At 70.8% G+C, this 21,864-nt stretch carries 15 protein-coding genes; 6 read left to right on the forward strand and 9 right to left on the reverse strand.

Translation table 11 applies throughout. The features are described from left to right. The first annotated feature begins 7 nt into the window (after positions 1-7). Positions 8-1,528: an acyl-CoA synthetase gene (locus tag IE263_RS05245; protein ID WP_189932666.1), complete on the forward strand. Its 1,521-nt coding sequence runs from the start codon at positions 8-10 to the stop codon at positions 1,526-1,528. A gap of 10 nt (positions 1,529-1,538) precedes the next feature. Next, positions 1,539-1,994: a MaoC family dehydratase gene (locus tag IE263_RS05250; protein WP_189932668.1), complete on the forward strand. Its 456-nt coding sequence runs from the start codon at positions 1,539-1,541 to the stop codon at positions 1,992-1,994. A gap of 117 nt (positions 1,995-2,111) precedes the next feature. Here the strand turns inward: IE263_RS05250 and IE263_RS05255 are convergent, their stop codons facing one another. From IE263_RS05255 to IE263_RS05295, 9 genes are all read right to left on the reverse strand, one after another. Further along, positions 2,112-2,954 (reverse strand): PaaX family transcriptional regulator, encoded by an 843-nt coding sequence (locus tag IE263_RS05255; RefSeq protein WP_229910798.1) that lies wholly within the window; start codon positions 2,952-2,954, stop codon positions 2,112-2,114. 70 nt (positions 2,955-3,024) lie between these two features. Further along, the gene (locus IE263_RS05260; protein WP_189932670.1) at positions 3,025-4,701 is read right to left on the reverse strand and encodes a PHP domain-containing protein; all 1,677 of its coding nucleotides are present in this window, start codon (positions 4,699-4,701) and stop codon (positions 3,025-3,027) included. 60 nt (positions 4,702-4,761) lie between these two features. Further along, on the reverse strand, positions 4,762-6,591 hold the full coding sequence (locus IE263_RS05265; RefSeq protein ID WP_189932672.1) for a LamG-like jellyroll fold domain-containing protein: 1,830 nt from the start codon (positions 6,589-6,591) through the stop codon (positions 4,762-4,764). A 194-nt stretch (positions 6,592-6,785) separates the two neighbouring features. Beyond that, on the reverse strand, positions 6,786-9,752 hold the full coding sequence (locus tag IE263_RS05270; RefSeq protein ID WP_189932674.1) for a glycoside hydrolase family 2 TIM barrel-domain containing protein: 2,967 nt from the start codon (positions 9,750-9,752) through the stop codon (positions 6,786-6,788). Next, positions 9,749-10,741 carry an alkaline phosphatase family protein gene (locus tag IE263_RS05275; protein ID WP_189933187.1) on the reverse strand — a complete coding sequence of 331 codons (993 nt, stop codon included), beginning with the start codon at positions 10,739-10,741 and terminating at the stop codon, positions 9,749-9,751. Before IE263_RS05275 ends, IE263_RS05270 begins: the two co-directional genes overlap by 4 nt. An 82-nt stretch (positions 10,742-10,823) precedes the next feature. Beyond that, positions 10,824-11,696 carry a carbohydrate ABC transporter permease gene (locus tag IE263_RS05280; RefSeq protein ID WP_189932676.1) on the reverse strand — a complete coding sequence of 291 codons (873 nt, stop codon included), beginning with the start codon at positions 11,694-11,696 and terminating at the stop codon, positions 10,824-10,826. After that, complete coding sequence (locus IE263_RS05285) at positions 11,693-12,577, reverse strand: carbohydrate ABC transporter permease (protein ID WP_189933189.1); 885 nt, start codon at positions 12,575-12,577, stop codon at positions 11,693-11,695. The genes IE263_RS05280 and IE263_RS05285 overlap by 4 nt, the downstream gene beginning before the upstream one ends. A gap of 124 nt (positions 12,578-12,701) precedes the next feature. Continuing rightward, a complete protein-coding gene (locus IE263_RS05290) occupies positions 12,702-13,982 on the reverse strand; it encodes an ABC transporter substrate-binding protein (RefSeq protein ID WP_189932678.1) in 1,281 nt (426 codons plus the stop codon). Positions 13,983-14,029: 47 nt separating this feature from the next. Further along, positions 14,030-15,082 (reverse strand): carbohydrate kinase family protein, encoded by a 1,053-nt coding sequence (locus IE263_RS05295; protein WP_189932680.1) that lies wholly within the window; start codon positions 15,080-15,082, stop codon positions 14,030-14,032. Positions 15,083-15,222: 140 nt separating this feature from the next. Between IE263_RS05295 and IE263_RS05300 the strand changes: the two genes are divergently transcribed. Genes IE263_RS05300 through IE263_RS05315 form a run of 4 tightly spaced genes read left to right on the forward strand, consistent with a single transcriptional unit; the run spans position 15,223 to position 21,677 of the window. Then, complete coding sequence (locus IE263_RS05300) at positions 15,223-15,987, forward strand: DeoR/GlpR family DNA-binding transcription regulator (RefSeq protein WP_189932682.1); 765 nt, start codon at positions 15,223-15,225, stop codon at positions 15,985-15,987. After that, on the forward strand, positions 15,984-17,321 hold the full coding sequence (locus IE263_RS05305; protein WP_189932684.1) for a 6-phospho-beta-glucosidase: 1,338 nt from the start codon (positions 15,984-15,986) through the stop codon (positions 17,319-17,321). Before IE263_RS05300 ends, IE263_RS05305 begins: the two co-directional genes overlap by 4 nt. Positions 17,322-17,369: 48 nt before the next feature. Next, a complete protein-coding gene (locus IE263_RS05310; RefSeq protein ID WP_189932686.1) occupies positions 17,370-20,423 on the forward strand; it encodes an alpha-mannosidase in 3,054 nt (1,017 codons plus the stop codon). A 3-nt stretch (positions 20,424-20,426) separates the two neighbouring features. Next, entirely contained in the window at positions 20,427-21,677 is a 1,251-nt protein-coding gene (locus IE263_RS05315) for an alpha-L-fucosidase (RefSeq protein ID WP_189932688.1), read from the forward strand. Positions 21,678-21,864: the final 187 nt, after the last annotated feature.

Here is a 21,864-nt window from a genome sequence, read left to right on the forward strand (position 1 = left end):
CTGAACGATGCGCAACGAGGGACTGGGGTCATGGCCCGCACGCCGGGCCCGCAAGACCCCGCACCGCACCGCCCTGGTCCACGGCGATCAGTCGACCGACTACCGCACATTGCATACACGCACCACGCGCCTGGCCCACGCCCTGCGCGCCAGGGGCGTCCGCCGCGGTGACCGCATCGCCTACCTCGGCCCGAACCACCCCTCCTACCTGGAGACCCTGTTCGCGGCCGGCACGCTCGGCGCGGTCTTCGTCCCGCTCAACACCCGCCTGGCCGGCCCCGAGATCGCCTACCAGCTCGCCGACTCCGGCGCCAAGGCCCTCGTCTACGGCCCCTCCCACGCGGGCCTGGTCGCCGGGCTGCCGGGCAACACCGACGTCCGGGCCTACGTCGAGGTCGGCGCCGAGTACGAGGAGGCGCTGGCGTCGGCGCCGGACGAGCCGATCGACGAGCCGGTCGGCGCCGACGACACCTGCATCATCATGTACACCTCGGGCACGACCGGCCGGCCCAAGGGTGCCATGCTCACTCACGGCAACCTGACCTGGAACGCGATCAACGTCCTCGTCGACACCGACCTGATCGCCGACGAACGCGCCCTGGTCTCCGCGCCGTTGTTCCACACGGCCGGCCTGAACATGCTGACGCTGCCGGTGCTGCTGAAGGGCGGCACCTGCGTCCTGGTCGAGGCCTTCGATCCGGAGGCCACCTTCGACCTGGTCGAACGGCACCGCATCACCTTCATGTTCGGGGTGCCGACGATGTTCGACCAGATCGCCCGCCACCCGCGCTGGCCGGACGCCGACCTGTCCTCCCTGCGCATCCTCACCTGCGGCGGCTCCCCGGTCCCCACCCCGCTGATCGCGGCCTACCAGGAGCGAGGGCTCACCTTCCTCCAGGGCTACGGCATGACCGAGGCCTCCCCCGGCACCCTCTTCCTGGACGCCGAGCACGCGATCAGCAAGGCGGGCTCGGCCGGCGTCCCGCACTTCTTCAGCGACGTGCGGGTCGTCCGGCCCGACCTGGCGCCCGTCGAGGTCGGCGAGACCGGCGAGGTGGTCGTGCGCGGCCCGCACGTCATGCCCGGCTACTGGGGGCTGCCCGAGGAGACGGCCGCCTCCTTCGGCGACGGCTGGTTCCGCAGCGGGGACGCGGCCCGGGTCGACGAAGACGGTTACGTGTACATCGTCGACCGTATAAAGGACATGATCATCTCCGGTGGGGAGAACGTCTACCCCGCCGAGATCGAGGACCTGCTCCTCGCCCACCCCGACATCGTCGAGTGCGCGGTCATCGGCGTGCCCGACGAGAAGTGGGGGGAGGTGCCGCGCGCGGTCGTCGTGCCCCGCGAGGGCGCCGCGATCGACCCCGACGAGATCCTGGCCTCCCTGTCCGGCCGCCTCGCCAAGTACAAGATCCCCAAGTCCGTGGTGGTCGCGGACGCACTCCCGCGCACCGCCTCCGGCAAGCTCCTGAAGTCCCGGGTGCGCTCCCGGTACGGCACCAACACGGCATCGACTCCCAAGTGAGGAACGGCATATGAGCATCACCGTCAACGGCCTCGACGAGCTGAAGAAGCTGGCCGGCAGCGATCTGGGCGCCAGCGAGTGGATCGAGGTCACCCAGGAGCGCATCGACACCTTCGCCGACGCCACCGGCGACCACCAGTGGATCCACGTCGACCCCGAACGCGCCAAGGACGGCCCGTTCGGCGCCCCCATCGCGCACGGCTACCTCACCCTCTCCCTGTTCATCCCGCTGTTCACCGAGCTGCTGGACGTCCAGGGCGTGACCACGAAGGTCAACTACGGCCTGAACAAGGTGCGGTTCCCCTCCCCGGTCAAGGTCGGCTCCCGCATCCGTCTGGTGGGGAGGCTCGCCGAGGTCGAGGAGGTGCCGGGCGGGGTGCAGATCACCGTCGACGGCACGATCGAGATCGAGGGCGGGGCGAAGCCGGCGGCGGTACTGCAGAGCCTGTCGCGGTTCTACGCCTGAGTGCCGGGAGGCGGTCGGAGGGGGGCCGGGCCGTGGCCGGGCCCCCGTGCACACCCCGGTGCGCCTGCGCGGCCCCCTTCGAAGCCCCTGGCCATCCGGAACATGCCGGTCGACGGATCATGCGCCGGGGGCGTCCGGGTGGTCCCGGGCGGGCACGAGGTCGATGAGGTGCGCGGCGGCCTCCTCGGCGAGCGGGGTCAGCGCGCCGTGGACCGACCGGAACGTCTTCTCGGCCCGCTCCGCCGGCCAGTCCCCGGGCAGGTGCTCGACCGGCAGCCGCGGGTCACGGCGGATGATCCGCAGCCACTCCGTCTGGAGCAGCAACCGGTGGGCGAGCGCGTCGTCCGGGTGCGGGGACCGGGTGAGCCACGGCTGCCAGTGCCGTACGAAGTCCTCGTAGCGGTGGGCGAGTTCGGTCAGCTCCCAGGTCTCCTCGATCATCGCCCCGATGTCGGTGCCGGTGTCGGCGTGGGCGCGGAAGACCTTCACATGGGCAGACAGGCCGAGTTCGGCCACCAGCGCGGACACGTCGACCTCGCCGGGGGCGATCCACAGTCCGCCGAACAGCGGGCCGAAGCCGCTCCAGGTCAGCTTCGAGCGCAGGTCGTGCCGCTGGCGCTGCCACGACTCGGGCAGGGAGAAGCCGAGCAGGGTCCAGGTGCCGTCCCAGTGGCGGTTGACGGCGCCGGTCTGCCAGACGCGGTGCTCGCCGTCGCGCAGCACGGCCTCGGAGTGCTCGGTCAGGCCGAAGTACATACGGCGGCCCTCGCGCTGGCGGCGCAGCAGACCACGGCCCACCATCCGGGTCAGCGTCGAGCGCGTCGCCTGCTCGCCGACTCCGGCGCGCGCGAAGACGTCGATCACACTGCCCGAGTACACGCACACCGCGCGCCCGAGCACCTGCTCGCCGAGGAACGTGAGCATCAGGGACTGCGGCCGCAGCGACTCTTCGGTGGTCACGCGGCCACGGTACCTCCGGTCCCGCCGGTCCCTCCGGTCCGGTTTTCGTCCGGTACCCCTCGCAAGCCGGTCAGGCGCCCACCACGTCCACGAAGACCGGGTTGGAGTAGAACCAGGTGTCGGCCCACGGGTCGCCGTCGCCGGGCGCGTGCGGGATCGGTCCGTGCGGGTCGACCGCGGCGCCGAGGTAACCGGTTCCGTGGCGGTTCCCGTCGCTGCCGCGCAGGCGCACATAGAAGGACTCGTCGCCGGCGGTCAGCGGGACGCGCAGGGTGTACGTCCCCGTACGGCCGCTCACGTCCTTCGTCCAGGCGACCCTGGTGTCGGGCGCCCGCCAGCCGTCCCGGTCGGCGGCCGGGCCGCGCACCGCGCCCCGGACGACGTCCACGTGCGCCAACTCCGGGAGGATTCCCTCCGGGTTGGGGCGGGAGGCGCTGGTGACGGTGACGTTCAGGGTGAGCTTCTCGCCCCTGCGGACCCGCAGCCGGCCGCCGAGGGTGACCCCCCGCCCGTGGTCGCGGTCGCGCTTCAGCCGGACCTCCAGCCCGTCGAGCAGATGCCCGTGGTCCACCCAGACACGGCCCGCGCGCAGGCCCGCCATCACCGAGCGGTACCCGTAGCGGGTGACGCCGACGTGGGTGCGGCTGAACTGGCCGGGCCAGAAGTCGCTGCCCGGCTGCGGGGTGTCGGTGTTCACCGGGTCGGGCAGCCGTCCGGTGTTGTCGAAGTTCCGGCCCGGCGCCCAGTCGCCGTTCTTCCACGTGTCGAAGACGACGCGGTGCGCGTCGGAGTTGGTGGTGATCGAGAAGAGCCTGCCCTCGGCGAGCAGCGCGTCCCACAGGCCGCCCACGGTCGCCGTCGCCCAGTCGAAGCCGCCGTACGTGAGGTAGGCGTCCGCCGGGTAACCGGCCCACGACTGCGCCGACGGCTTGTTCTCGTACTCGCCGCGGATCGACGTCGTCCCGCGCCAGCCCGGGATGGCCGCGCCCTGGGCGCCCGGCGCGCCCTCCATGCCGATCATGATCTCGGGGGCCGCGTCCCGCCAGTTGCGCATCTCGTGCGGGGAGTCGATGCCCAGCCGCATCGGATGGTTGGCGAGGACGAGGACGTCGTCGACGTAGCCGGTGCGGCGCTGTTCGGCCAGCCACTGGATGGCCTTGACCGCGTGGGCCTCGTTGCGGACGGTGTCCGCGGCGCCGGCGGCGCCCTCGGTGTAGCCGAGGAGCTTGCCGTCGTAAGCGCTCTCGAACCGGGTGAGCAGATCGACCTCGTGCGGGCCGGGCGCCGCGAAGACCGTGCAGTGCTCGGCGGCCGGGATGTACCACTCCAGGCCCTGGAAGATCAGCTGGCGCGGGTTCTCGGCGCGGGCCCTGAGGATCTCGTCGTGCTCCAGCGGCGCGCCGTACTGGGCGTGCCCGAAGTTGGAGTGCTCGGTGAACACCATCCAGTCGAGGCCGTACCGCGCGCCCGCCGCGGCCAGTTGGGAGAACGTGTACTTGGCGTCGTGGCTGTACACGGTGTGGATGTGGTGGTCGCCGACGAGGTAGGCGAGGCGCGGGTCCTCACCGCCGAACCCGCCATGGCCCCGTCCGGCGGCGACGGCCGGCGTGGCCGCCGACCCGAGCGCGAACGCGGCACCGAACAGGCCCGCCGCACGAAGGAGCTGGCGCCGGGAAGCCCCCTGTGGGTCCAGGGTGGCGGGGGAGACGGAGGGGTCGGCCCAGACGGGCAGCTGCTGCTCGGACATGACTCTCTTTCGCGGGGCTCGGGCGGACTCAGCGGTTCATGGACTCAGCGGTTCATGGACTCAGTGGTTCATGAAGGAGGTGACGGGCAGCGCCCGTTCGACGATCCGGACGTCACCGAGCCGGCCGTGCAGGATCTGGTCGATCGTCCCGCCGTACTCGTATCCGCCGAGCAGCCAGGGCAGCCCGACGGACGTGATGCCGACCGCCGTCGCCTTCGGGTTGCGGACCACCGGGCAGCCCTCGACGTACAGCGTGGTGTGCCGGCCGTCGTTGACGACCGCGAGGTGCCACCAGGTCTCCAGCGGGGTCTCCTGACCCCAGTTGGTGGCGATGCCCTCCTGGTTCAGCGGCCGCATGGCCCACTGCGGCTCCCGGTCGTTCGACAGGGACAGGGTGGCGAGCGGCTCGTCGGGGTCGTCGGCGGTCTTCCCGGCGGCGCCGCCCGTGCCGGTACGGCTGACCAGGCCCGACCAGGCGTGGTGCGCGGGGTCCCAGTCGGCGGGCAGGCGGTAGAAGGCCTCGATGGTGTAACCGCGCGCGAAGGTGGCCGAGTTGAGCGGAGCGCCGTCCACGGTGCGCAGGTACGCGCCCCTCAGCGGGGACTTGTAGCCCTGGAACTCCAGGCTGCCGTGGCCGGGCTGGTCGGGGTGGTGGTCAAAGGACCAGCCGAGCGAGCCGCCGCCGACGGAGACGACGGTGAGGTCGTTGCCCCGCCCGGACAGGTCACGGACGGTGCCGCCGCTCGCGGGCGACTCGAAGCGCCAGTACGCGGCCGTCCCCGGGACCAGCATCGCCGACGCGGGCCGCGCGGCACGCGCCGGCACCGGGTCGAAGCCGGAGAACCGCTCGGCGAAGTCGAGGTCGACGGTGAACCGGTCGGCGTCCCCGCTCAGTTTGATCTCCTGCCGCTCCAGCTCGTTGAGCCCCTTCGCGGCCCGGCCCAGGATCCACGGGGAGACCGTCTCCACGTCGATGACGTTCCGGTCGAGGTCGAAGCGGTAGAGGCGGATCATCGCCGCGCCGCCGAAGTAACGGTTCTGATAGTTCGTCAGGTGCAGGTGGACGTCATGTCCCGCCGCGTTCTTGCGCGTCGCCCGTCCGGCGGGCCAGTAGTGGCCGTTGAGGGTGAGGAAGATCTGGTCGTGGTCCTCGATCAGCCGCTCCCAGAGCTGCTGCCCGTACGCCGACAACGCGTCGTCTTCGACGACCAGTTCGTGGGTGGTGAGGATGACGGGCGTCTTCGGGTGCCGCGCCAGGACGTCGGCGGCCCATGCGTATCCCTGCGCCGACAGCCGCCAGTCCAGCGCCAGCACCATCCACTCCCGGCCGCCGGCCCGGAACAGGTGGAAGGTGTTGTAGCCGTCCGGAGAGGCGCCGCCGAAGGTCTTCCTGCCCCGGAAGCGCTCCGGGCCGAAGGCGTCCAGGTACGGGCTCGCGCCGCGCTGGTCGGTCGTCGAGGACTTCACGTCGTGGTTGCCGGCCAGGACGCTGTAGCCGACCCCGCGTCGGTCGAGCAGCCCGAACGCCTCGCTGATCGCGGTGACCTCGGCCTTCGTTCCGTTCTGGGTGAGGTCGCCGAGGTGCGACAGGAACACGATGTTCTCGTCCCTGCCGTGCTCCAGGAGGTACCGCAGGGAGGCCTCGACGGGGGCCTTGTCGATGCTCGGTCCGTCGAAGAGGTACTGCGTGTCCGGCATCACCGCGAGCGTGAAGCGGCGGCTGTCCGGGTCGGGCCGCCAGTTGCTCCCCGACGTGGCCTCGGCGGTGGCCGGCAGCGCGACCGACGCGGTGGCGGCGGCGCCGAGCAGCGCGGTGGCTCTCAGGAAACCGCGTCGCCCGGCGCCGGCCTGCGCGGCCTCGCCTTGTTCATGGGCATGCGAAGTACACACGTGTGCTCCGTAGAAGAGGTCCGATGAGGTCCGAAGAGGTCCGAAGGAGTCCGAAGGAGTCCGAAGAGGTCCGAAGAGGTCCGTAGAAGTTCGAGGAAAGGTCCCAGGAGGTTCGGGGAAGAGGTCCGAGGCGGTCCGGTGAGGTGCGAAGAAGACGGAAGAAGGCCGACGAAGTCCGTGATGAACGAGGGGGTTCAGAGCGCGCGCAGGGTCCAGCTCCAGCGGTGGACGCCCGGGGGGACGAGGTAGGAGGGGAAGGTGTCGGGGCCGCAGGAGGCGGTGCCGAGGCCGCGGTGGGCCGCGTCGAGGTGCACCACGCAGCCGGGGCGCGGCACCAGTTCGTCGTGGTGGGCGGCGGCGGTCAGGTCCTCGGCGCGGTAGCGCGTGACGGAGACCTGGCGCGGCTCGTCCAGCGTGACGGCGAGACCCGTGGCGTCCGGCGCGGACAGCGTGAACCGCCGCACCCCGTGCCGCCCCCCGCTCTCCTGCGGACGCAGATAGGGCGTGAACAGCGCGTCGACCGGAACGGAGTGGTGCCCCACCGGGGCGCCCGCGCTGCGGTCGGGGTACGACTCCCAGGGGCCCTGCCCGAACCACTCCAGCAGGTCGAGCCCCGCGACCGTCTCGAAGACCGAGCCGACCCGCGCCACGTCGTCCCACTCGTCCGGCAGCTCGGCCTCCTCGTCGACCCGGAGCCCGCCCTCGACCGGCGTGAACACCTGCCGGTGCCGGACCACACCGGTCGTGCCGGCGTACTCCGCGTCGACGGTCACCGACATGCCGTCCCGGCGCACCGAGACCGGCTTGCGTACGAGCGTGTCCAGCCCCCAGGCCCGCCAGCGCGCCGCCATCCCGCCCAACTCGTCGTTGTCGGTGGGCGCCCGCCACAGCGACAGCGTCGGGGCGACGGTGAGCAGGGGATGGACGAGCAGCCCGTCGTCGTCGACCTCGACCTGCGCGGCCACCGCCGACTCCTCCACGGGCTCGGCCGCCCGCAACCGCAGCTGCGGCGCGCACACCTCCGTACCACGCGGCGCCCACGGCAGGTCCTGAGCCGTCCGCACCCGCAGCGTCAGCCACGCCTCGCCGCCGTCCCGCGGCAGCTCGAAGGGCAGCGGAACCACCGCCGTCTCACCCGGCCGCAGATCCGGCAGCTCGGCCGGCGCGGTGAGCGTGCCGCCGTCCGCGAGGGACAGCTCCCACTCGGCCGCGAGCCATTCCAGGCCACGGAAGTGCTGGTGGTTGGAGAGGACCAGCCCCTCGTGCCGGAAGCACTTCAGACGCACCGGGGCCGCGAGCTCCCGGTGCTCGTACAGCACCGGCTTGGGGGTGCGGTCCGGGAAGACGATCCCGTCCGCGATGAAGGCGCCGTCGTGGTACGGCTCCCCGAAGTCGCCGCCGTACGCCCAGCGGTGGCCGGGCGCGGCGACGCCGTTGTCGTAGAGGCCGGCGCCCCCACGCCCGGCCGGTCTTCCGTCCGTCACACGCTGGAGGATGCCGTGGTCCCAGAACTCCCAGATGAAGCCGCCCTGAAGTCCCGGGGTGGCCTCGATGGCCGCCCAGTGGTCGGCGAGCGTGCCGTTGCTGTTGCCCATGGCGTGCGAGTACTCGCACTGGATGAGCGGCTTGGTCTGCACCCCGGACAGCGCGTGCGCCACGCACTCCTCCAACGGCGCGTACATCGGGCAGGCGATGTCCGAGGCCAGGCCCGGGTCCGCCCAGCCGCGCTTGGCGGCGCCCTCGTACTGGAGGGGCCGGGTCGGATCGTGCCGGCGCACCCAGCCCGCCGCCGCGTCGTGGTTCGCGCCGTAGTCCGACTCGTTGCCCAGCGACCAGATGATGACCGACGGGTGGTTCTTGTCGCGCAGCACCATGCGCGAGACCCGGTCCACGAAGGCGTTCAGATAGCGCGGGTCGTCGGCGATCTCATGGGCGTGGTCGTGCGACTCGATGTCCGCCTCGTCGACGACGTAGAAGCCGAGCTCGTCGGCGAGGTCGTACAGGGACGGGTCGTTCGGGTAGTGCGCGGTGCGGATCGCGTTGAAGCCGAAACGCTTCAGCAGGACCAGGTCCGCGCGCATGTCGTCGTACGACACCGTGCGCCCGGTCAGCGGGTGGAAGTCGTGCCGGTTGACGCCCCGGATGAAGACGCGCTCGCCGTTGATCAGCAGGTCCCGGCCGACGATCTCCACGTCGCGGAAGCCGACACGGTGGCGGGAGGTGTCGGCGATCGTGCCGTCGGCGCGGTGCAGGCGGACGGTCAGCCCGTACAGCTCGGGCGTCTCGGCGGTCCACAGGCGCACCTGGGGGACGAGGGTGTGCAGCCGCACCTCGCCGAGGAAGTCGGAGACCCGCCCGTCCTCCTCGTTGGCACGGTCGAACCCGATGTCCTGAGCGAGCAGATGGCCGTCGAGCTCACCGGTGACGTACCAGCCCTCGGGGAGGGCGCCGGAGGCGTCCCGCACCAGGCAGTCGACGCGCAGGTCACCGTCGTGGCGGGCCCGGACGGTCACGTCCGCGAGATACAGCGGGTCGGTGGCGTACAGCAGCACCGACCGTGTGATGCCGCCGTGCCACCACTGGTCCTGGTCCTCGATGTGCGAGGCGTCCGACCACTTCACCACGGTCAGCCGTACGGTGGCCCGCTCCCCGGGGCGTACGACGCCGGACAGGTCGAACCCGGCCGCCAGATGGGAGTCCTTGGAGATGCCGACGGGCCGCCCGTCCACGTGCACCAGCAGCACGCTCTCGGCGGCCCCGACCTGGAGCACGATGCGGCGCCCGGCCCACTCGGCGGGGACGTCCACCTGTCGCTCGTATACACCCGTCGGGTTTTTGGCGGCGGGCGACTGTGGGGGGAATTCTGTATACGGCATACGGATGTTCGTGTACTGCGGAAGGTCGTCCGTGTCCTGCATGGTCCAGACACCAGGAACGTATGCCGAGGACCACCTGTCCGACACCGGCGCCTCCGGCGTCGGCAGCAGCTGGAAACGCCAGTCGCCGTCCAGCACGAGAGCTCCGTCGCGCCGGTCGACGGCGTTCATCGGCAGGCGCCCCCAGGAGGTCACCTCGGGTGCCTCCCAGGGGCGCAGGGCGATCAGGGGATCGGCCGGGTGAGGCCCGTGGGTCGACGGATCGTTCATCAGTGCGTCGGTCATGACCATTCCGAAGTCGGTGGTGAGGTGGGTGGCGGTGAGCTCTGCCCCGATCGCCCGGGCCCGGAGGAGGCCCCGAGGGTTTCCCCCGGTGGAGTGGGCCGGGGCAGGGCGCGGCCCTGCAGGCCCCAGACGGGGTCGACGGGGATGCCGAGACGGTCCAGGACGGTGGGGGCGATGTCGATGAGGCGGGGCGCGTCGAGCCGGGTGCCGTCGGGCACGCCGGGCTCGGCGAGGATGACGAAGACCTCCTGTTCGGCACGCGTGTCGCCGCCGTGGCCGCCGGTGTCGAGGTGACCGTGGTCCGTGGTGACCAGCACGGTCCAGTGCTCGTCGGCGCGCCCCGGGGCCGAGCGCCGGGCATTGATCGCCTCCAGCAGCCGCCCGAGGTGGGTGTCCTGGGCGAGGAGGGCGTGGTCGTAGGCGGGGGAGAGGGGTCCCGTGGCGTGGCCGGCCTCGTCGGTGGCGCCGAAGTACACGAACACGACGTCCGGGTCGTCCTCGGTGAGCCAGCGTGCGGCGGTGCGGGCGACGAGGCGGTCCGCGGTGTCGTAGCCGTCGGATTCGCCGTCGTAGTGCACCCGCCGGCCGATGGCGGCGCCGAGGACGCCTCGGCGGACCAGTTCCGGCCAGGACACCACGGCCGCGGTGCGCAGACCGGGCCGGGCGGTGACGGCGCGGGTCAGGAAGTCGGGGTAGCGGGCGAAGTCGGCGCCGACGAAGTCGTTGCCGGTCACCCCGTGACGGTCGGGCCACACCCCGGTCAGCACGCTCGACCAGCCGGGGCCGGAGTCGGTGTAGGCCATGCTGGTCGACGGCCCGTTCTCGGCCTGGCCGTCCGCCTCGCCGTAGGGCAGCAGGCTGGTGCCGTGGGCGCCCTGGGCCATCAGGCCGTGCAGCACGGGTGCGTTGGACGGCGAGCGAAGCGAGATGGGGGTCCCCCCGGCCGGAGGCTGGGGGAGGGTGAGCCTGTCGAAGCGCAGCCCGTCCATGCCCACCACGAGCACCTTGCCGCGCCCCGGTCGTCCACCGCCGGCGACATCCACCACAGTGCACCTCTGTCTCGACACCGGTTCAGCTGCCCTGTACCGCGCCTTCGGTGGCGCCCGCGATGAACCCGCGCGCGAAGATGCTGAAGACGATGACCAGGGGGAGGGAGGCCATCAGCACACCGGCCATGACCATGCTGTAGTCGGTGTTGTGGCCGACGTTGAGCTGGGCGAGCTCCACCTGAAGCGTGACGTGGTCGGGGTTGGTGAGCACGATCAGCGGCCAGACGTAGTCGTTCCAGGCGTTGACGAAGGCGTAGATGGCGAGGAAGGACAGCGCGGGCTTGATCATCGGCAGGGCGACGTTCCAGTACTGACGGAAGAACCCGGCGCCGTCGATGCGCGCCGCGTCGAGCAGTTCGTCGGGCACACCGTTCTCGATGTACTGGCGCAGCCAGAAGATGCCGAATGCGTTGGAGAGGGCGGGCCAGACCAGCGCCTTGAGCATGCCGACCCAGCCGATCTCGGACATCAGGATGAACTGCGGCAGGACGGCCAGCTGGAGCGGCAGCATCATGAACACCAGCAGCGTGCCGAAGAGCACCTTGCGCCCGGGGAAGTCGAACTTGGCGAAGGCGAAGGCCGCCAGGGAGTCGATGAACAGCACCAGGACCGTGGTGACACACGCGACGACGACCGTGTTGAGCATCGACCCGAAGAAGTCGATGGTGTCGAGCACGTTCCGGATGTTCTCCAGCAGATGGGAGCCGAAGGTCAGCTTCGGCGGGCTCTGGTAGATGTCCTTGGTGGTGTTGGTCGCCATCACGATCGTCCACAGGAACGGGAAGACCGAGATCAGGACGGCCAGGGCGAGCAGGATGTGCGTGGTCAGGCCCTTGGGGCGCCGAAGCCGCCGCCTCGCGCCCGTGGCCGGCGATGTGGTGGCGGCTGTCGTCATGACTTCCTCCCTCGTTGCACGATGCGCCAGTTGATGACGACGAGCACGATGATCAGTACGAAGAAGGCCCACACGATGGCCGCGCCGTAGCCGTAGTCGTTGTCGAGGAAGGCCGACTGGTAGAAGTACAGCAGCGTGGTCAGGCCCGCCTGGCCGGGGCCGCCGAGGTTCTGGTTGGCGGCGTTGCTGGCGAAGAGCACCTGGGGTTCGCTGAAGCTCTGCAGACCGTTGATCGTCGAGACGACGACGGTGAACAGGATGATCGGCCGCATGATCGGAATGGTGATCTGGAAGAACGTGCGGACGGGGCCGGCGCCGTCCATCTTGGCCGCCTCGTAGACCGACTGCGGGATGGCCTGAAGGCCGGCCAGGTAGATGATCATGTTGTAGCCGGTCCACATCCAGGTCATCAGCGCCGCGATCACCACTTTGATCAGCCACGGATTGCTCAGCCACGGGACGGGCTCGATGCCGACCGTGCCCAGGATCGCGTTGACCAGACCGAAGTTGTTGCTGAACACCGCGCCGAAGAAGATCGCCACGGCGACGATCGACGTGACGTTCGGTACGTACAGGGCGATGCGGTAGAAGCCCTTGAAGCGGCGCACCGAGTGCAGCAGCGTCGCCAGCACCAGGGCGCCGAACAGCGTGGGGACCGTCGACAGGATCCAGATCAGCAGGGTGTTGCGGATCGACAGCCAGAAGACCGGGTCGTTCCAGAGAAACTCGAACTGCTGCAGGCCCACGAACTGCTTGGTGCCCAGGCCGTCGTAGCGCTGGAAGGACAGATACAGCGAATAGAAGACGGGGACGAAGGAGAAGGCGGCGAAGATCAGGTAGAAGGGCGAGATCGCCAGGTACTGCCGCCAGTACGAGAGCACCCCGCGACGCCTGGGCCGCACGGCGCCCGCGGGCGGGGTGCGCCGCGGGCGGAAACGGGCCGGGCCCGGCCCGCCACGATGCTCGCGCACCGTGGCGGAACCGGTGACCGGAGGTGACGACACCTCAGTTCACCCCCTGTCGCCGGGCGATCTGCTTGGCCTGGTCGACCGCGTCGTTCCAGGCGTCGTCGGGCTTCTTTCCCTTGGCCTCGATGCTGGTCAGCTCGGCCATGAAGGGAGCCATGACCGCGGAGTCGGCGGGCGCCTCGTAGCTCACCGGGATGGCCTCGGCGGCCGGGCCGAAGACCTCGATGATCTTCTGCCCGCCGAAGAAGGCGTCGGGGCCCGTCATGGCCTCCATCGAGTACGTCGCCGGAGAGGCGGGGAAGATGGTGGCGTCGGTGTAGCTCTTGGCGTTGTTGTCCGGGCTGAGGATCCAGCTGATGATCTTGAACGCCTCTTCGGGGTTCCGGCACTGCGAGGGCAGGGCCAGGTAGGAGCCGCCCTGGTTGGCCGGTCCGCCGGGCGTCGCGCAGACCCGCCACTTGCCCTTGGTGCCGGGGGCCGCCGACTCGATGTCCAACGCGTGCCAGGCGGCGCCGAGTTCGGTGGTGAGGTTCTTGCCGATGGCGGCGTTCCAGGTGTTGTCGTTGATCTTGGCGTCGATGCCGAGCGTGTAGGGGCGGATCGCCGTTTCCCACGCGGTACGGATGTGCTCCTGGTCGCCGATGAAGTGGTTGTCCTCGTCGATGAACCGCTTGGTGCCCTGGCCGACCGCGATGTTGAACACGGAGCTGATGTTGTTGATCAGGAAGGTGCCGGGCACCGCCTTCTTCAGCTCGGAGCCGAGGGCGAAGTAGTCGTCCCAGGTCTTGGCCTCGGCGGCGACCTTGTCGGGGTCGGTGGGCAGCCCGGCCTTGTCGAACAGGTCCGCGCGGTAGAAGAGCGCGGTGGGACCGATGTCGATCGGGAACCCGATCTGCTTGCCGTCCTTGGTCTGGGCGAGCTTGGTCTTCCACTCCAGGTACTGGGAGGAGACCTTCTTGAAGCCCAGGTCGTTCAGGTCGAGGAAGCGGTCGGCGTTGGGCAGGAAGGAGGCTATGTCCTCACCCTTGATGCCGGTGATGTCGGGCACGGAGGAGCCGCCCGCGGCGAGGGTGGTGGTGAGCTTCTGCTTGAAGTCGCCGCCGATGGAGGCGGCGGTCAGCTTGACCTGGCTGCTGAAGTGCGTCTTGGCCTCCGCGACCACCTTGTCGCTGAGCGCGCCACCCCAGTACCACATGGTGAGGTCTTTGCCGTTCTTGGTGCCGCCCGATTCCGAGCCGCCGCCGCAGGCGACGGTCAGGCCGGACGCGGCCGCGGTGAACACGGCGGCCTGGAGGAAGCCTCTACGAGAAAGGTCCACGGGTCACTCCTGTTGTTCCTGTTCGACGTGCTGAGGGGGTCTGAGAGTCAGTGCCGCCGTGTTGAGCCGCGCGGGCCGACGGGCGTGTGAGGGGCCGGCGGGGTGACGGGGGCATGGCGCACGGGCGGGCCCACGTCCGTCGGGAGGCGGTCGGCCAGGAAACCGTAGGCGCGTCGCAGATCGGGGTCCGTCAGCGAGCCCCACCAGCGGTCGACGCCGTACCAGCCCGGGGCTGCGAGCGCCCCACCGTGGTGCTGGACGGACAGCCCGGCCGCGAGCACCGCGAACCGCAGCCGCTGCTCCAGTGGCCAGCCGCCGAGCGAGGCCGCGACGAAGCTCGCGCCGAAGACGTCCCCGGCGCCCGTCGCGTCGAGGACATCGACGTCCAGGGCCGGGACCTCCGCGTACTCGCCGGTGATCTGGTCGACGGCCACCGCGCCGTCCCCGCCCCGCGTGACGACCGCCACCGGCACCAGCTCGGAGAGCGTGCCGAGGGCCGCCACCGCGCTGTCGGTGCGGGTGTAGGCCATGGCCTCGGCCTCGTTGGGGAGGAAGGCGTGGCACAGGGCGAGCTGGTCGAGGAGGTCGCGGGACCACTGCTGGGTGGGGTCCCAGCCGACGTCGGCGTAGATCTGCGTGCCGTTCGCGGCCGCCTTGCCGATCCACGCGCGCGGTTCGGCCTCGATGTGCACGAGCGCCGTGCGCGCCTCGGGCGGGTCGCCCATCAGCGCGTCCTGCGAGTACGGCGGTTCCTGGCCGTGGGTGACGAGGGCCCGGTCGTCGCCGTGCGCGAGGGAGACGGTGACCGGGGTGGGCCAGCCGTCCGCGGTGCGGGAGGGGCCGAGGTCGATGCCCTCCTGGTCGTCGAGGACGTCCCGGCAGTACTCGCCGTAGAAGTCGTCGCCGAAGACCGTGGCCAGCGAGGTCCGTAGCCCGAAGCGGGAGGCGGCCACCGCCAGGTTGGCGATGCCGCCCGGGCCGCAGCCCATGCCGGCCGTCCAGATCTCCTCGCCCGGCGTGGGCGGCCGGCCCAGGCCCGTGAGGACGAGGTCGTAGAAGAGCAGCCCGGTGAGCAGCACGTCGGGCCGGTCGTCGTCCACGGGGGCCGTCCTCTCGTCAGGGAGCTCGTCAAAACTCTTCATTTCGGTGACCGGAATCGTGCGCCCCTCCGCGAGATTGGTCAATACCCGAGCAGAAGTGAGCATGGATTTGATTGAAGATGACGAGTACTGTTCATGCCGTGCTGGCAGAACGACGACACCAACTCATCCTGCGGGCCCTGCGCTCCGGCGGCCCCGCAGCTGTGACCGACCTCTCCGAGCAGCTGGGCGTGAGCCCCGCCACCATCAGGCGTGACCTGGTGAAACTCGAGGAGGACGGCCTGCTGACGCGCGTGCACGGCGGTGCCGTCGTCGACGAGGGCGACCAGCCCTTCGCCGAGGTCGCCGAGGTGCGCGTGCCCGAGAAGGACGCCATAGCGGTGTTCGCGGCGGAGATGATCAGGGACGGTCAGTCGGTGCTGCTCGACATCGGCACCACCGCCTACCGGCTCGCCCGTCAGCTGCACGGCCGCCGTCTCACCGTGATCACCAGCAATCTGGTGGTCTACGAGGAGCTCGCCGACGACGAGGGCATCGAGCTGGTGCTGCTCGGCGGCATGGTCCGCCGCGAGTACCGCTCCCTGGTCGGCTTCCTCACCGAGGACAACCTGCGCCAGCTGCACGCCGACTGGCTCTTCCTCGGCACCAGCGGGGTGCGGCCGGGCGGGCAGGTGATGGACACGACGGTCGTCGAGGTGCCGGTCAAGCGCGCCATGATCAAGGCGAGCGACAAGGTCGTCCTGCTGGCGGACGCGGCGAAGTTCCCGGGTACGGGCATGGCGAGGGTCTGTGGTCCCGAGGACCTGGACGTGGTGGTGACCAACGCGCCGGTGGACGCGGCGACCCGCTCCTCCCTGGAGGAGGCGGGCGTCGAGGTGGTCCTGGCAGGAAAGGTGCAAGAGTGAAACTGACAATTCTGGGCGGCGGCGGGTTCCGGGTGCCGCTCGTGTACGGGGCGCTGCTGACGGACCGCGCCGAGGGACGGGTGACGGAGGTCGTTCTGCACGACCTGGACGCCGGTCGACTGTATGCAGTCGCCCGTGTTCTGGCTGAACAGGCCGCCGGCGTCCCCGACGCGCCCCGGGTGACCACCACGACCGACCTCGACGAGGCCCTGCGCGGCACCGACTTCGTCTTCTCCGCGATCCGCGTCGGCGGCCTGGAGGGCCGCGCCGACGACGAGCGGGTGGCCCTCGCCGAGGGCGTCCTCGGCCAGGAGACGGTAGGCGCCGGCGGCATCGCCTACGGTCTGCGCACGGTCCCCGTCGCCGTCGACATCGCCCGACGCGTCGCGCGCCTCGCCCCCGACGCCTGGGTCATCAACTTCACCAACCCGGCCGGCCTCGTCACCGAGGCCATGTCCCGCCACCTCGGCAACCGCGTCATCGGCATCTGCGACTCCCCGGTCGGCCTCGGCCGCCGGATCGCCCGCGTGCTCGGCGCCGACCCGCGCGAGGCCTTCATCGACTACGTCGGCCTCAACCACCTCGGCTGGGTGCGCGGCCTGCGCGTCGCCGGCCGCGACGAGCTCCCGCGCCTGCTCGCCGACCCCGATCTGCTCGGCTCCTTCGAGGAGGGCAAGCTCTTCGGCGTCGACTGGCTCCAGTCGCTCGGCGCGATCCCCAACGAATACCTGCACTACTACTACTTCAACCGCGAGGCCGTCCGCGCCTACCAGCAGGCCGAGAAGACCCGCGGCGCCTTCCTGCGCGACCAGCAGGCCCACTTCTACGAGGAGATGCGCGACCCGGACGCGCCGGCCCTGGCCGCCTGGGACCGCACCCGCGCCGAGCGCGAGGCCACCTACATGGCCGAGAACCGGGAGACTGCCGGCGCCGGCGAACGCGAGGCCGACGATCTGTCCGGCGGCTACGAGAAGGTGGCCCTCGCCCTGATGCGGGCCATCGCCCGCGACGAACGCACCACCCTGATCCTCAACGTCCGCAATAGGAGCACGCTCTCGGTGCTCGACTCCGAGGCCGTCATCGAGGTGCCCTGTCTGGTCGACGCCAACGGCGCGCACCCGATCACCGTGGCCCCGCTGCCCGACCACGCCACCGGCCTGGTCTGCGCGGTGAAGGCGGTCGAGCGGGAGGTGCTCGCCGCCGCCGAGTCCGGCTCCCGTGTCACGGCGGTGAAGGCCTTCGCGCTGCACCCGCTGGTCGACTCGGTCAATGTGGCCCGCAGGCTGGTCGAGGGCTACACCGAGGTACACCCTGGGCTCGCGTACCTTAAGTAAGCGCCTGCGGAAAGCGCTTTCCCCTCCGTTCGCTTCCTGGAGACCCTCATGCACGACGAACGCCGCCGGATCGAGGAGCGCGTCGACCGCGCCCACAACCAGCGCATCAAGCCCGCGATCTACGCGGCCACCGTCCCCTTCGAGGTCGAGGCCTGGCAGGCACCGGGGGAGCCGGTCACGTTCGAGGAGGCCGCGGCCGCGCGGTACACGCCCTTCGCCATGGACACCCCGTGGGGCCCGCCCTGGGGCACCACCTGGTTCCGGATGCGCGGCCAGGTGCCCGCCGAGTGGGCCGGAAAGCGGGTCGAGGCGGTCATCGACCTCGGGTTCGTGGGCGACTGGCCGGGCAACCAGGCCGAGGCGCTGGTGCACCTGCCCGACGGTCGGCCCCTGAAAGCGGTCAACCCGCTCAACCAGTACGTGCCGATCGCCAACCCGGCGACGGGCGGGGAGCAGATCGACTACCTGGTCGAGGCGGCTTCCAACCCCGACATCCTGGCCAATGACTTCGCTGCGCCGACGCCGCTCGGCGATGTACTGACGGCAGGCGACCGTCCACTGTATACATTCCGCCGCGCCGACCTGGCGGTCCTCGACGAGGAGGTCTGGCACCTCGACCTGGACCTCCAGGTGCTGCGCGAACTCATGGTCCACCTCGGCGAGCACGAACCGCGCCGCCACGAGATCCTGCACGCCCTGGACCGGGCGATGGACGCCCTCGACCTGGACGACATCTCCGGCAGCGCCCCGGCCGTCCGCGAGGTGCTCGCCCCCGTCCTGGCCAGGCCCGCCCACGCCAGCGCCCACACCATCTCCGGTGTCGGCCACGCCCACATCGACTCCGCCTGGCTCTGGCCCATCCGCGAGACCAAGCGCAAGACGTCCCGCACCTTCTCGAACGTCACCTCGCTCGCCGACGAGTACGACGACTTCATCTTCGCCTGCTCCCAGGCCCAGCAGTACGAGTGGGTGCGCGACCACTACCCCCACGTCTGGGCGCGCATCCAGGAGTCGGTGAAGAAGGGCCAGTGGGCTCCGGTCGGCGGCATGTGGGTCGAGGCCGACGGCAACCTGCCCGGCGGCGAGGCCATCGCCCGCCAGCTCATCCACGGCAAGCGGTTCTTCATCGAGCACTTCGGCATCGAGACCAAGGGCGTCTGGCTGCCGGACTCCTTCGGCTACACCGCCGCCTACCCGCAGCTCGCCAAGCTCGCCGGCAACGAGTGGTTCCTCACCCAGAAGATCTCCTGGAACCAGACGAACAAGTTCCCCCACCACACCTTCTGGTGGGAGGGCATCGACGGCACCCGCATCTTCACCCACTTCCCGCCGGTCGACACCTACAACGCCCGGTTCAGCGGCGAGGAGATGGACCGCGCGGTGCGCAACTACGCGGAGAAGGGGGCCGGTACGCGCTCTCTCGCGCCCTTCGGCTGGGGCGACGGCGGTGGCGGCCCCACCCGCGAGATCATGGAACGCGCGCGCCGGCTCGCCGACCTGGAGGGCTCGCCCAAGGTCGTCGTCGAACACCCCGACGACTTCTTCGCCAAGGCCCGCGAGGAGTACCCGGACGCCCCGGTCTGGAACGGCGAGCTCTACCTGGAACTGCACCGCGCCACCTACACCTCCCAGGCCCGCACCAAGCAGGGCAACCGGCGCAGCGAACACAGGCTCCGCGAGGCCGAGTTGTGGGCGACGACGGCGGCGCTGCACGCGCCGGGCTACGCGTACCCGTACGAGAAGCTGGACCGCCTCTGGAAGACGGTGCTGCTGCACCAGTTCCACGACATCCTGCCGGGGTCGTCGATCGCCTGGGTGCACCGCGAGGCGGAGGCCGAATACGCCCGCGTGGCGGCGGAGCTGGAGGAGCTGACGGCGGAGGCGACCGCCGCGCTCGGCGCCGGCGGGCCCCGGGTGTTCAACACGAGCCCGTTCGACCGGGCCGAGGTCGTCCGTACGGCCGAGGGCGCACCGGTGTACGTGGAGGTGCCCGCGAGCGGCAGCGCGCCCCTCACCCACACCGAGCCTGCGCAGCCGGTCACGGTCACCGGCCGTGTCCTCGACAACGGTCTGGTGCGTGTACAGGTGGCGGACGACGGAACACTGTCCTCTGTATACGATCTACGGGCGAACCGCGAAGTCCTCGCGGACCAGGGCAACCTCCTCCGTCTGCACACCGACCTCCCGAACTACTGGGACGCCTGGGACATCGACAAGCACTACAAGAACCGCTACACGGACCTGCTGGACGCCGAGTCGCTGACCGTCGTCGAAGAGGGCCCCCTCGTCGGCGCGATCCGCGTCACCCGCTCCTTCGGCAAGGGGTCCACGATCACCCAGACGATCACGGTCCGGGCGGGCAGCCCCCGCATCGACATCGAGACCGACATCGACTGGCACGAGACCGAGAAGATCCTCAAGGCGGCCTTCCCGGTGGACATCCGGGCCCCGCACTCCTCCGCCGAGATCCAGTTCGGCCACATCCAGCGCCCCACCCACACCAACACCAGCTGGGAGGCGGCCCGCTTCGAGGTCGCCGGCCACCGCTGGGTGCACATCGGTGAACCCGGCTACGGCGTCGCCGTCATCAACGACTCGACGTACGGCCACGACGTCTCCCGCACGGTCCGCGAGGACGGCGGCACGACCACCACGGTCCGTCTCAGCCTGGTCCGCGCCCCGCGCATCCCGGACCCCGAGGCCGACCAGGGCAGGCACCGCTTCACCTACGCGCTCCTGCCCGGCGCGCGCATCGAGGACGCGGTCGCCGAGGGCTACGCCCTCAACCTGCCGCTGCGCGTGGCGGACGCGCAGGGCGCGCCCGGTCCGGTCGTCTCCATGGACGGCGAGGGCGTCACCGTGGAGGCGGTGAAGCTCGCCGACGACGAGTCCGGCGACGTCGTCGTACGGCTCTACGAGTCCCGCGGCGGCCGGGCCACCGGCACCCTGCGCACGGGCTTCCCGCTCGCGGGCGCCCACGTCACCGACCTGCTGGAGCGCCCCCTGGAGCCGGCGGCCGTCGACGGGGACCAGGCGGTCTCCGTCGTCCTGCGGCCCTTCCAGGTCCTGACGCTCCGTCTGAAGCGCGCCGGGGTGAGCTGACCCATGGCCATGCAACCCTGGTTCACCGACGCCAAGCTGGGGATCTTCGTCCACTGGGGCATCTACGCCGTCGACGGCGTCCAGGAGTCCTGGTCGTTCTACGACGACATCGTGCCGCACGACCGGTACATGTCCCAGCTCGACCGCTTCACCGGCGCCCACTACGACCCGCGCGCCTGGGCCGACCTCTTCGCCCGCGCCGGCGCCAGGTACGCCGTGCTCACCAGCCGCCACCACGACGGTGTCGCCCTCTGGGACACCCGGTACGGCGACCTCAACCTGGGCCACGACTACATTTCCGGCTACGCCGAGGCCCTGCGCGAGAAGGGCCTCAAGGTCGGCCTCTACTACTCTCACTCCGACTGGAACCACCCCGACTACGCCACCACCCGCAAGCCGGGCCGCCCGCCGGAGATGGAGGACAACCGCTACTCCGAGTGCGCGGCCGAGGACGAGGACCTCGAGGCCTGGGAGCGTTTCCTCGCCTACCGCGACGGCCAGATCCGCGAACTGGCCTCCCGCTACCGGCCCGACCTGATGTGGTTCGACGGCGAGTGGGACCGCAGCGAGGAACAGTGGCGCATCAAGGAACTCGCCGCGCTGATCCGCTCCTACTCCCCGGACGTCGTGTTCAACGCCCGCATGCTCAGCGAGGGAGACTACGCCACCCCGGAGCAGGGCGCCCCCATCGTGCCGCCGGAGGGCCCCTGGGAGCTGTGCCTGACGATCAACGACTCCTGGGGCTACCAGCACCACGACCACAACCACAAGTCGCTCACCCAGCTCGTCCGCTACTTCACCGAGACCATCGGCGGGGGCGGCAACCTGCTGCTCGACGTCGGTCCGAGGGAGGACGGCACCATCCCGCGGCCGCAGGTGGAGCGCCTCGAAGGGCTGGGGGAGTGGATCCGCAAGCACGCCGAGGCCGTGTACGGGACGGTCCGGGGGCTCCCGGCCGGGCACCACTACGGGCCCAGCACCCTCTCCGCCGACCGCCGCACCCTCTATCTCACCCTGTTCGACATCCCGCGCGCCGAGATCGGCGTCCGCGGTCTGGTCACCCCGGTCCGCAAGGTCTCGGTGCTCGGTACCGGCACCGAACTCGCCCACCGTGTCGTCGGCGGCCTGCACGAGGCCGTCGGGGTGCTGTGGATCGACCCGCCCGCCGGGTCCGACCTCGACCCGCACGCCACCGTGCTCGCCGTGGAACTCGACGGCGAGCTGGAGCTGTACCGGGGGGCGGGACGCTTCTGACGCTTCGGACCGGTCGGCCGCTCCCCGTGACAGCGGCCGACCGGCCCGATCCCCCGTTCCCCCGGGGATCCCCCGTCGATCCCCGATTCCCCCGTCGGTCCCCTGTGCTCCTCGGTGCGCTGGTGCCTTGGTGCCTCCCACGGAGGTCCCCCGTGATCCCCCGTGATCCCCCGTCGTTCCTCCGTGG

Origin of the sequence: Streptomyces aurantiogriseus (assembly GCF_014649375.1) — a bacterium.
GTDB lineage: Bacteria > Actinomycetota > Actinomycetes > Streptomycetales > Streptomycetaceae > Streptomyces > Streptomyces aurantiogriseus.